Origin of the sequence: Prosthecobacter sp., assembly GCF_049294395.1 — a bacterium.
In the GTDB taxonomy this organism is placed as follows: domain Bacteria; phylum Verrucomicrobiota; class Verrucomicrobiia; order Verrucomicrobiales; family Verrucomicrobiaceae; genus Prosthecobacter.
In genome coordinates, this window is record NZ_JBAQCR010000264.1 from 1 (window position 1) to 11685 (window position 11685).

Here is an 11685-nt window from a genome sequence, read left to right on the forward strand (position 1 = left end):
GTGCCGCCTAGAGGGGTGATGATAGGAATGGGCAAAAGTGCGAGCGTGGGCTGCGGAGAGCCGCCGCCGCCGCCGCCGCCGCCGCTGCCTCCATCGCTGCCCCCACCTGAGTCTGAAGGAGGACCGGATGAACCGCTGGCAGTTTCATTGGGATCGAATCCCGTGGCGGGAGAAGGGGGGGAGAAAGGCGGCGGGTCCAAATAGTTGGGAGCGGGGTTCGTAACGGAAGTCCCCCAGACCCAGCCGCTGCTGCTTGAATTAAAGGAGACCAGAGATTTGGTGCGTTTTTCCGTGCCGAAGTCGGCATTCACCAGGGATTCATCGAGATAAAAATCCGACACCGCACTGCCAGAACCCTTGCTCAAGACAAAGCGTTGTTTGGTGCGATCCCAGAAGGCGCGGGGATTGTTGGAATTGTCCGGCTGGCTGGTCATGCGGGCTCGCAAGCGCACATCCAGAAGCCTGCCTGAAACAATGCCCACATGCTGCTGCCATTCTGACTGCGGGCGTGAGCGCTTCATTTTATCAAGCACCGACTGGGGGGTGGTAAGACCCGCCAAACTGCCGCCATCTGCCACATAGAGGGCCACCATTTGATTCAGTGTGGCGACGTCTGATTGAAGCTTCGCGACACTGGAGGACTCGGAGTCATCGGAGAGGAGGGCTGCTCCCAAGCCAGCGATCACTCCAATGATGGAAATCATGATGACGAGTTCGAGCAATGAGAATCCGTCACGACAGTGTGAACTGCGTCCATCCGAGCGCAAAGCTGTGACTCTAGCGGCTATCATCAATGTTGTACTAAATAGTTAAAGTTCCCTAAATTCAAGGGAAAGATATGGAGATTATAATGACATTGGTGAATAATGTTCGGACGGCTGAATAATTAGCATAAAACATAAAATCAATACACTCAGCTGATAAATGTTATTTGATTTGTTTTTCCATTTCAGGTATAATTACCATAATATGCGCCATTTTATAGCACTGTTCCAGTTCAATCTCCTGGTTTGCCTCGTTGTGACGGGCACGTCGGGGACGACGTTGCGCGCTCAGTTTAATCAGAGCAACATGCACGTGATGTCGCCGGAGAATGAGATGGAAGCGAGCAGGCTCCGCTCAGCCCCTCCGCAGCAGTATGACTTTTCAAAGGCGATGCTAAGTGATGTGCTGAGGTTTCTGGCGACGGACGCTGGAATCTCATTCTTTTCACTGCCGGATGACAGCACTGATGGGAGCCGTTTGATCACGTTTTCCATCCGATCCAGTCCGTTCCAAGTACTGGAGACCCTGTGCAAAGCCAATGGGCTGGCCATCATTCCGGACAACGGCATCTGGTATATTCGTCCAGCGGATGATCGTGAACTCATCGGCAAATCCTATGAGATCAAGAACAATGCGGTCGAGCTTGTGGAGCGTGTCACCTCTGGCACGACATCGTCTTCCACCCGATCCGGCAGTGGTGGCGGGGGCGTCAGCGGGGCGGCGGTTGGGATGGACCTGCAAGGAACCAGCCAGACGTTTTCAGTCAAGCGCAGTGAAGTGATCAATGACATTCGCACACTGCTGGGCCTGCCACCTGAGGAAATGGATGGAGCGCAGCTTACAACGGGCATGCCTGGCATGGGCGCCACCGGGACCGATGAAAATGCCGCGCGGGCCATGAATTCCAATGAGATGAGTTCGGTGCGGAAGCCCAAGGTGATCTGGAAATCGGACTCCAACACGCTCTACATTGTGGCCACGCGGCTCCAGCACCTGTGGGTGGAGGGCTACATCGCTGCGGCAGACAAACCGCAGACCATGATCGCCGTGGAGGTGAAATTTATCGAAACTTCGCGTGATCCTTCGCGTGAATTCGGCATCGACTGGACGGGCACTTTGGAGACGGGCACATTCCGCCAGGTGAGCAAGGTCACACCGAAAGTCACCGAGTATGTGGGCAGCGATGGCATCGTCTACAAGAATAACTCGCTGGATGTCGAGTACACACAGACGGCCACAAACGGCGGCTTCCGCACGGATCTGGCGCCTTTGCTGTCAGGAGTTAATTTGAACAATGTGGGCAGCACACTCGGCTTTCCTGCCACGAGCATTCTGAGTGCGCAGGATGTGAACGTGAAACTGCGCGCGATGATGCGCGATCAGGAAACCAACACCACGTCCTACCCTCGAATGGTGACTCTGAGCAACCGTGAGGTGGCCATCCGCGCGGTGGTGAACCAGCCGGTGCTGGACGCGAGTTCCACGGCGAGTTCAGGATCGGTGGGGGCGACGACCACCACGAAGGTTGCCTATCTGCCGATCGGCACCGTGTTGAACATCCTGCCCAAGCGCATGCAGGGTGACAAGGTGCTGCTGAACATGGCTGTAACCGTCTCAAGCATCATCGGTTCGCAGGTCATTTCGGGCAATCCGTATCCCATTGCTTCGTCACGCGTTTACAGCGCGCCGGTGGAGATTGATTCTGGGTACACGGTGGCGGTGGGCGGACTGGATGAGGCCACTGAAAAGGAGTCTGAGGCAGGTGTGCCATTCCTGAGCAAGATCCCAGGGCTCAAGTGGCTCTTCGACTACAAGAGCCGGAGCAAGAACCACAAGAGCCTCATGCTCTTCATCACCCCGACGATCATTGATGGACGCAACGGCGGCCTGCCTGCGGAGCCGCAGTCAGTTGTGCCGCAGAGGCCGCATATGGCCGGCAAGCCAAAGGTGGACACCAACAGCGGCGCGCTGATTGGTGGCAGCAGCGCGCTGCCGAAGACGGTGGAGTATCTCTCGCGCGAAGCCGAAATCCTGGGCAACACGATCAAGGAGAGCCGGATCACTCCGGAAGTGAGGACGAAACTCAAGGAACTCAAAGTCGCCGTCTCACGTGTCGAAGAACAGTGTGACAACATGAAGCTCTCGGAGCCTGCGCAGTTTGCGATGATCGACCACCATCAGCAGATGCTTAAAAACGTCCACAAACGGCTCGAATCATTCGCGAGCATCCTGTTCAAGAAGGAGCACTTTTAAGTCAGCGGGCGGCCACGCGTTGAAACACGCGTGGTGTTTCGTTGCTGGCGTTCTTGGGCTTGGGGGCGGGTTTAGGATCCAGATTTTGGGTGAGAGCTTCAGGGCTCACGACCGATTCGACGCCTTTTTCAGGCACTTCAACCTTCGTCACCCAAAGCAGGGCGTTGAGCACGGCTTTGCGCACGTTGTCGTTGCCCCAGTTGGCGTGGAAATGACCGCCGGTGAAGCCGAAGCCGCGTCCGCCGTCCGCACGTTCAATGGTCCACATCATGGTTTCGGGGCTGCCTTTTTCCGCCTGGATGTGGGGGTAGGGACCTTTGGGCGCCACGTAGGGGCCGTCACGTGTGGCGTCACTGGGAGTCGCCACCAGGATGGGGGCAAACTTGGCTGCACCATCTTGTGCAGGGGTCACGCCGTGGCCGAAGGCGGGGCGGAAGCGCATGTGGATGTACCATTCGTCCTTGGTGGCGAAGGGCAGCACTCCGTTGGAGATGGGGTGTTTTGGCAGGGCCGTGTAGTTGGCGTCCCAGATGGGATTGCAGGAATAGGCGTTTTCATAATGCCCGCCGAGCCATTCTTGGAATTCTTTGCCCGCCTGGCCTGCCACGACTTCGACGCCGTAGTGCATGCAGCCGAAGCCGACGCCTTTGGCGGTCAGCTTGCGCAGGGTTTCGAGGTGGCCGTCCACCACGGCAGGGTGCTTGCCGCCACCGTCGGCGTAGATGACCACAGCGTCCGCGTCTTCGAAGGTCTTTTCATCACTGACCCAGCCCATTTCGTGGCGGTCCACCACGAGATTGGGCACGCTCTTGAGGCACTGCTCCAGCAGCATGGTGCCTGCGCGGAATTCATGCATGCCTGGAGGATGCGAGGGCTTGCCTGCGATGAAAACGAGCTTCTGTTTGCCCTCGGGTGTGACTGCCTGGAGTGAAACAACGGTGGCGAGAAGGGCGGCGAGCAATGGAACTGGCTTCATAGGGTGGGTGGAGAGGCGCTCATCATTCCCATCCTCCGACTCAAATCAAGGGCCGAAGCCGTGGATCACGGGCGGCTCATTATCGTACGACCTGAAACTCGGGCAGCATGCAGACGGCCCAGAGCAGGTCTTCGAGCGACTGCTGTGTGGGCTTTTCACCGATCAAGCTTTGGGCCGTGGCGAGTTCACTGGCGGAGGGCTCGCGGCAGAGGGCCTGGTGGTAGAGGGCGGTGATCAGAGCGGCTGGTGACTGGGCGTGTGATGCCAGCAAACGCTGCGCTCCTTTGGTGATGCTGGTGGAGAGGATGCTGCCGTTTGCGAGGTCGATGGCTTCAAGAGTGGTGAGTTCATTGGGGCGGGCGGTGACGATCTGGTCGCGGTTTGGGCGGCCCAGCGTGCGCATGAGGAAGTCTGACTTCATCAGCGAGGCGCGGATCATACGATCTGAGGCTGCGGCTCCCTGGGCGAGCAATGAAGGAGCCTGGGCATTGATGGTCTGCTGCCATGCGCCGAGGGCTTTCACGACGGTGACGGGCTGCCAGTCCTTGGGGTCGAAGGCCGGGATGCGGCCCTCCTTGGTTGCCGGAGCCTGCGGTGTCCATTCCCAGGAGGCATCGCTGCTGATGGCGGTTTCCTTGCCTGCGGTATCGCGCACACGGGCGTCGAAGAAAAATCCGGCGGGGTTGGGGCCTTTGCCGGCGTTGGTGGCGATCACGAGGATGGAGTTCGGGCCTTTGCGCAGGGCGGTTTGCAGCGGCACGGCGGCGAGCTTGGTCCAGTCATCTCCGGCGCTGACCTTGCGGTTGTTCACGAAGAGGGTGTAGCCATTGTCGCAGGTGACCACCGCGCTGGCACTGGCTGGATCAGTGTCGAGTTTGATCGTTTTGCGCAGGGTGATCGTTTCGCCGGAGGGCGGCGTGCTGCCGGGCTTGGCGCTGTGGCCCCAGATCCACTGGCCTTGGATCTTGATCTGTTTCGTGAGTTCCGGATCGACTTTGCCGCGCAAAACTCCGGCATCCATTTTTGTAGGCGCTGCTCCGGTGATCTGCCAGATGGCATCGACAAACTGCTCGGCGGTGAGGCGTTTGGCGCGTGGGCCGGCATAGACGTAGCCGTGATCGTCGATGCCTTTGGTCACCACCTGGGAGTGAGATTGATATGCCTGCGAAGTGGCGATGAGAGCGAGTGTCTGCTTCAGATCATACTTATGCTCGGCAAGGTGCGCGGCCAGGTAGTCAAGAAGGTCCGCGTTCCATGGCTCCGTCTGCATGGCGTCCGCGGGATGGACGATGCCGCGTCCCATGAGGCGCTGCCACAGGCGGTTCACGATGGTGCGTGTGGTGCGACCATTCTGCGGATGCGTCATCAGGGCGGCCAGCTGCTTCAAGCGCTCGGGTTGTGTCGCTTTCGGATCGATCTGGCCGATCTCTGGGAACAGCCATGACGCCACGGCCTGCTGGCCGATGGGTTTGTCGCAGCGGTTGATCTCCAGTGGGCGGCTCGAATAGATGGCGGCGAGTCCGTAGGCTTCGCTCAGCTTCCAGCGGTCGATGAAGCTGTCGTGGCAGGATGCGCACTTCATGTTGATGCCGAGGAAGCTCTGCGAGACGCTTTGGGCGAACTGGATTTCCACGGTCTGTCCGGCGCTGACATCGCCGCGCCATTTGATGCCGTCGATGAATCCGCGGCTCTCATCATTCGGGGGCGCGATGAGTTCGCGCACGAACTGGTCGAAGGGCATGTTGGTGATCAGCGCATGGTACAGCCAGTTGCTGATCTGCTTGCGCCCGCCGGTGACGAAGCCGGTGCCGCCGTAGTCGTTGCGCAGAAGATCGTTCCAAAACGTGAGCCAGTGCTCGGTGTAGTCCATGTCGCGCTTGAGCAGGGACTCGATCAGGCGGGCCCGTTTGTCGGCGGAGGTGTCTTTGGTGAAAGCCTCAAGGTCTTTAGGAGACGGGAGCAGGCCGATGAGGTCCAGGTAGGCGCGGCGCACAAAGGTGGCATCGTCGATGGCCGCAGGGCGGGGGTGTTTCTTTTGGTCGAGGTATTGATCAAGAATGCGGTCAATGGGGTTGCTGCGTCCCTCCACCACAGCGGGCAGGACGGGCATGCGGGGTTTGAGAGGCGGCTCATACGCGGGTTTCTTGAAGGCAAAGCCTTCCTCCCACGCGAGTCCTTCATCGACCCATTGTTTCAGCAGCGCGATTTGTTCCGCAGGCACTCGCTTGCCCTTGGGCGGCATCTGCTCATCGGGATCGGCCGAGAGGATGGCCTTGATCATGGCGCTCTCCGCGCTTTTGCCGCTCACCACCACAGCGCCGTCTTCACCACCCTCCATCAAGGATTCACGATCATTGAAGGAGAAGCCTCCCTTTTTCTTGTCACCCGCATGGCACTCCGCGCAGTGCTCCCGCAGAATTGGAACGATCTGGTGGGAGAAATCGACGGCTGCGGCTGCGGAGGCGGTGAGGCTGGCGGAGAGCTGGAGGAGAATCGAGAGTCGCATTCAGAAACACGAACGTGGCACGAGGATGGAATCTCGCGGGTTGCTTGCGGGATGTCCGCAAAAGTATGCCCAGAGCCCCATTCTCGCAGCCAGTGCTGGAGTCATTCACCGGTTGACTCACTTCGCCCTCGCCTCCTTTCATCAAGGAAATGCGATGAATGAGCGCATCAAGGAGCCGGTCCGATTTTTACCGATGACAGCATGTTGTCCGCAATGGTACGTCCCGCTTTGGATTTGCTCGAGAAGATCACCTGTACCATCCACATCTCCTCCCCGTTGAGGATGAACAAACTTTCGGAGAGAAGTTCACTGCCGAAGCGATTGGCGGAGAAAGAAGCCCGTTTGGCCGGAAAGGAGGAGACCTTTGTGTCCTTGACCTGCTGCTGGGGATTGGTGATGCCATCAAGGGCGGATATCGCTTTAAAAGCGCCGGAGACCGCGCCGTCCAAGTTGATCGTGGCTCCCTTGGGAAAGCGAATCTTGTTAACGCTCACCTCCATTTCATCGGCGGCTTTGCCTTGGAAGCTTTTGCCCGTAGTCACCACGCCGAGCTCAAGCTTGTAGGGCTTTTCGACCAACGGAATGGGGCATGTCAAGCTGAGGCCCTCCAGATGCTGCGTTTTGGCAATCAGACCTGCTGCCGTGACGTCGATGGCGCCAGTCAAGCTGGAGGGACCCAGGTCAAACTGCTCCAGCAGTGAAGGTGGGAGCTGCGAGGTCGGTACGGTTCCCATGCCTGCCGAATGCATGAATGACACCTGGGTCTCTTCGATCTTCCGAACTTTGGCATCCTTTAAAATCCTGCCATCGGTGAGCTTGATTTCAGGGAAAGTCAGGATGGCTTCATTGGTTCGCACTTTGTTTGCGGCATCGTTCATGGAAGCGGCCAGGACCGTGAATTCCTCCAAGGCAGCTTTCAGGTTTTTCTCCCCGCTTTCCTGCTGTTGTTTGAGCGAGGCTGTGGTGGCGGCCGCCTGATCTGCTTTGATCTTGAGAGCTTCATAATTTATCCATGCATCCTTGCCGTAAGCCAGGGATTCCTGTGTTTGGAAGAGCTCAGGTCTGAGCTGCAGCAACTCTGTTTTGGCCTTCTCGATTTTGTGGTAGCAGTCAGCGCCGTAAAATGCGGCGCCGACGGCAGCCAGGAAGAGGATGATTTTTACAAAAGTCATGATGAGCTGGGGAGGGGTGAGAATGAGATCAGCGCAGATACTTCGCCTTGTAAGCCTCGACTTTGGGGCGTAATTTATTAAGCTGGTCCTGCAGGCGTGTGGCTTTGCTGCTAACCTCGTTGACTGTCTGAGTGAGTTCTGCGTTGGCTTTTTCGGAGGCTTTCAGCTGGACTTCCAGCGTGGCTGCCGCAGCGGGGAGATTTGGTAAGACAGCGTTTATTTTGACCTGATAGGTGTCCAGTTCCGCCTTGGCTTGATTGAGCGCGATCTGCAGATCCTTCTGTTCTTTTAGCAGGGCGTCTTTCTCTTTGCAGGAGCAAAGCAGCAGAGACGCGAGGATGCCCCCGGTGGCTGCCCACTGCGAGGAAGATTTTCGCTTGAACTTCAGCTTTGCTGACAGGGTTGGAACTAAACGGTTTGACTCCTTGAACATAAAAAATGAATTGAGTTTGCTTTCGTTTTATTCCGAAGATTTCAATTTGCGTCAACAGCATTGATGTAAGTTTTTCGATCCGTCCACCTCAGATGGCGCCTGCCGGGCTGTCCATGGCACCATGTCAGCGCATGATTGCAAGATGTCCCTTTGTCCTGTCGTTCGGATTCGTCCCATGAAGTTTCTCCCCCTTGCCGCCGCATCGCTGCTTTTTGTCTCGCTCGCCCATTCTGCTCCGCAGGATGACCAGTATGTCCTCGGACCTGATTCCCAGGTCAAGGAAGGGGTGCCGCAGGGGAAGGTGACACAGATGCCGGCCTGGACGAATTCCAAGATCTACCCGGGCACGACGCGTGACTGGTGGGTGTATGTGCCTGCGCAGTACAAGGCCGAGACGCCTGCGAATGTGATGGTGTTCTGTGATGGAGGCGGCTTCGTGAAGACCGACGGCCAGTTTCGCGTGCCGGTGGTTTTTGATAATCTCATCGCCAAAGGGGAGATGCCGGTGACGATCGCCATCTTCATCAATCCGGGGGTGTTTCCCACGACCAACCCGAAGGAGAAGCCGCGCAGCAACCGCAGCTTTGAGTATGATTCCCTCGGTGATCTGCATGCCCGTTTCCTGATCGAAGAAATCCTGCCTGAAGTGGCCAAGACCTACAAACTGACCGATGATCCCGAAGGCCGCGGCATCTGTGGCAACAGCAGCGGCGGCATCTGCGCCTTCACGGTGGCTTGGGAGCGCCCCGATGCCTTCCGCAAGGTGATCAGCCACATTGGTTCCTTCACCAACATTCGTGGCGGTTATGTTTACCCGGCCTTGATCCGCAAGGCGGAGAAGAAGCCGATCAAGGTCTTCCTGCAGGACGGTAAGAACGATCTCGACAACCAGTTCGGCAACTGGCCGCTGGCGAATCAGGACATGGCTGCCTCGCTGAAGTTTGCGGGCTATGATTTTCAGTTCGTCCTCGGTGAAGGCACGCACAATGGCAAGCACGGCGGGGCCTTGCTGCCCGACACGCTGCGCTGGCTGTGGAAGAAATAACACGCTTTGCGGTTCAGGGTTCCGCTGTTCTCGGTTCGCAGTTGTCTGCGAAGAACTGGTTGAAAACCGTGAACAGAGAGCCGCGAGTCCAGAACATTCTTAAAATCATGAAACGCATCCTCCTTTCCCTCTGCCTTCTTTCCACCCCGCTGTTTGCCCAGGACACCTCGCTGCATGACTACCTCATCGAAGGTGAGCCATGGCGGGAAGTCGCGGGTGGGTATGTCTTTACTGATGGCCTGTGCTGCGACGCGGCAGGCAATCTGTTCTTCACCGATGTGAAGGGCGGGAAGGGCATCTACAAGCTGGATGCCAGCACCGGGAAGGTGGATTTGTTTCTCGACAACTTGCCTGGGATCAGCGGCCTGCAGATTGGTCCGGATGGTCGCTTTTTTGCCTGCCACAACAAGGAGGGGCGCATCATCGCCATCTCGATGAAGGGCGAGGTGGAGGTGCTGCTCACGGATGTGAAGTGCAACGACCTTGTTGTCAGCAAAACGGGGAATCTGTATTTCACGGAGACGCCCACGCAGCGCATCCATCTCATCACCAAGGACAAGAAGCACATCATTGCGGATGAAGGCCATGTGGTGAAGCCGAATGGCATCACGATCTCCACGGATGAACGCACGCTGTTTGCTTCTGAATACGGCGGCAAGCATGTCTGGGCCTGGCGCATCGAGGACGACGGCACGCTGACTGGTGGCGCGCCGTATATGACGATGTGGCTGCCTGTGGGCAAAGAGTCCGCTGCGGGCGATGGCTCGACGACAGAGGCTAACGGACGCACCTTCGTCACCACGGAACTCGGCGTGCAGATCTTCGACACTGCAGGCCGTCTCTCCGGCATCATCGCCAAGCCGGACCCGCTGGGCAAGGTCGTCAGCGTCGAGTTTGCCGGCAAGGATCACGACATTCTCTACGTGGCTGGGGGCGAGAAAATCTATGGCCGCAAGGTGAAGGTGAAGGGGTATTTCGGGAGGTAGGGGGCTTCGATAATCTAGGGCGTCGTGTTAGCGATTTTTAAAGCCGATTGCAGCGAAATCATGCCTGTTTGATGTGCCTTGCACCGGCGACGAAATTGCCTTATAGTAAACCTTCTTTAAGCAAAATCTATGTTGTAAAATTTCATTTAGGAAACTTAAAAAAACTTTTTTCACAAATTTCGTATGAATAGCGATGAGCAAATCAGTGCGATTCTGATGAATCGCCAGAAGGCGATAATGAGCAGGATGCCGACCTTTTTTAAGGTGATTGTTTTGCTCGCATTGGTTGTGTTTTTTTTCCAACAACTGATTCTTTTGAAACGCGAGACCGCTCTAACCGGTGGTTTTAGTGCAATTCTCGATCAGCTAGAGTCTCGGATCTCTGTAGATGGATTTGCGGCAGGAATTCTAACTTGGTTTTCGAATTGGGTAATGATTGTTTTTGTTCTTTGGGCAATACTATTTGTCCCTTATATTGCTTATCAATCATTTAAGGTGTCTAGAGATACTCCAAATGCTATTCGGAGTCAGCAAATGCGCCTAGTGCAATTAATGGCTTCTGCATATTTTCCCATTCCTGTTTTTGCAATAGCGTGGGAAAGTGTTGGGCCACATAAAACTAGTGAGGTTTCACTTAAATTGACAACCATTACTGATGTAATTTGGCTGGTGAGTGGAACTGCAATTGTGTATGCTGCCATATGGGGGGCTAATAAATTCATACCAAAAAATTTAGCGGCTGTTAGGATGTCTTTCTTTTCTGTCTTGCTCTATTTGTCCTTGTTTTTAACCTATAGATTTCAAATATCGATAGCATCACATAGCATGGTGTTTGGAATTCTTTTGTATCTGATGTTTCGTTCTAATGAGTTTGCAGATTTGGCTCGGCGCCTATCGCTTCATGATATGGATAGTGCTCTCGTGGATCATATAGATATTATTTGTGAGAGGATTCAAAAAGTTGAAAATCTTCGTAGTGAAATTGATCTAAAGCAAAGGGAGCATGATGTTCAGGAGCAAGAGCACAGGCTAATGATTCAATTTGGCAAAGATGAGCTTGATCAAAGCTTGGCCGGACAATTGGCAAAAATTCAAAAGCGAGGGCTCGAGTTGAACGCGCAACTCAATGAGACTCAACTTAAGTTTATTGATGATAAAATTAATACATTGAGCGAGGTCTATAAAATCGTCAGCAAGGAGGTTGAAGAGCGAGTAAAGAAAGATGTTGAAATAAGAATAAAAGAGTTGGGTAGCCAAGTTAAGGAAATGTCTTCAGAGCAGCTTGGACAAAAAATGAACGAGATATATCAGAGTATTGCAGCAAGCCTTGGGGGGATTCCAGATTCGCTAGAGAATATTCGGGGGCAGCTGTTGCTCGCTACTAAAGAACTAAAGCAGCAGACAATTCTTATTGCTGAACAGAGATCTGTCTTGGATCAGGAAGGAGCTAATACTGAGCAATCAACACAGGTTGAGCTTGAGAAAGATGATTCTGATCAACAGATTGAGGTAGAGCAATCGAAATCGCCTCCTAAAGTTACACTTGGGC

At 55.4% G+C, this 11685-nt stretch carries 8 protein-coding genes and 1 pseudogene; 4 read left to right on the top strand and 5 right to left on the bottom strand.

The genetic code is table 11. The features are described 5' to 3' along the window. Window positions 1-704 (bottom strand): annotated as a pseudogene (locus WAW39_RS18120) (hypothetical protein); the annotation flags it as partial. A gap of 265 nt (window positions 705-969) precedes the next feature. Here WAW39_RS18120 and WAW39_RS18125 point away from each other — a divergent pair. Beyond that, window positions 970-3018, top strand: a complete 2049-nt coding sequence (locus tag WAW39_RS18125) for a type II secretion system protein GspD (RefSeq protein ID WP_422320598.1) — start codon at window positions 970-972, stop codon at window positions 3016-3018. A 1-nt stretch (window position 3019) separates the two neighbouring features. On the opposite strand, the gene WAW39_RS18130 is transcribed toward WAW39_RS18125, so the two are convergent. From WAW39_RS18130 to WAW39_RS18145, 4 genes are all read right to left on the bottom strand, one after another. Next, entirely contained in the window at window positions 3020-3994 is a 975-nt protein-coding gene (locus tag WAW39_RS18130; protein WP_422320599.1) for a ThuA domain-containing protein, read from the bottom strand. A 79-nt stretch (window positions 3995-4073) separates the two neighbouring features. Further along, on the bottom strand, window positions 4074-6500 hold the full coding sequence (locus tag WAW39_RS18135; RefSeq protein WP_422320600.1) for a DUF1549 domain-containing protein: 2427 nt from the start codon (window positions 6498-6500) through the stop codon (window positions 4074-4076). Window positions 6501-6667: 167 nt separating this feature from the next. Further along, window positions 6668-7672, bottom strand: coding sequence for a hypothetical protein (locus tag WAW39_RS18140; protein ID WP_422320601.1), 1005 nt, complete (start codon window positions 7670-7672; stop codon window positions 6668-6670). 28 nt (window positions 7673-7700) lie between these two features. Further along, entirely contained in the window at window positions 7701-8105 is a 405-nt protein-coding gene (locus WAW39_RS18145; RefSeq protein ID WP_422320602.1) for a hypothetical protein, read from the bottom strand. A gap of 175 nt (window positions 8106-8280) precedes the next feature. Between WAW39_RS18145 and WAW39_RS18150 the strand changes: the two genes are divergently transcribed. The 3 genes from WAW39_RS18150 to WAW39_RS18160 form a co-directional block, all read left to right on the top strand. After that, complete coding sequence (locus WAW39_RS18150; RefSeq protein WP_422320603.1) at window positions 8281-9150, top strand: alpha/beta hydrolase; 870 nt, start codon at window positions 8281-8283, stop codon at window positions 9148-9150. A gap of 107 nt (window positions 9151-9257) precedes the next feature. Next, window positions 9258-10136 carry an SMP-30/gluconolactonase/LRE family protein gene (locus tag WAW39_RS18155; RefSeq protein WP_422320604.1) on the top strand — a complete coding sequence of 293 codons (879 nt, stop codon included), beginning with the start codon at window positions 9258-9260 and terminating at the stop codon, window positions 10134-10136. A gap of 183 nt (window positions 10137-10319) precedes the next feature. Further along, window positions 10320-11685, top strand: a 1366-nt coding sequence (locus tag WAW39_RS18160; protein WP_422320605.1) for a hypothetical protein, incomplete at its 3' end; no start/stop codon positions are given.

Coding starts and splice junctions, on each gene's coding strand:
- WAW39_RS18125 (WP_422320598.1), top strand. CDS start 970: ATGCGCCATTTTATAGCACTGTTCCAGTTCAATCTCCTGGTTTGCCTC.
- WAW39_RS18130 (WP_422320599.1), bottom strand. CDS start 3,994: ATGAAGCCAGTTCCATTGCTCGCCGCCCTTCTCGCCACCGTTGTTTCA.
- WAW39_RS18135 (WP_422320600.1), bottom strand. CDS start 6,500: ATGCGACTCTCGATTCTCCTCCAGCTCTCCGCCAGCCTCACCGCCTCC.
- WAW39_RS18140 (WP_422320601.1), bottom strand. CDS start 7,672: ATGACTTTTGTAAAAATCATCCTCTTCCTGGCTGCCGTCGGCGCCGCA.
- WAW39_RS18145 (WP_422320602.1), bottom strand. CDS start 8,105: ATGTTCAAGGAGTCAAACCGTTTAGTTCCAACCCTGTCAGCAAAGCTG.
- WAW39_RS18150 (WP_422320603.1), top strand. CDS start 8,281: ATGAAGTTTCTCCCCCTTGCCGCCGCATCGCTGCTTTTTGTCTCGCTC.
- WAW39_RS18155 (WP_422320604.1), top strand. CDS start 9,258: ATGAAACGCATCCTCCTTTCCCTCTGCCTTCTTTCCACCCCGCTGTTT.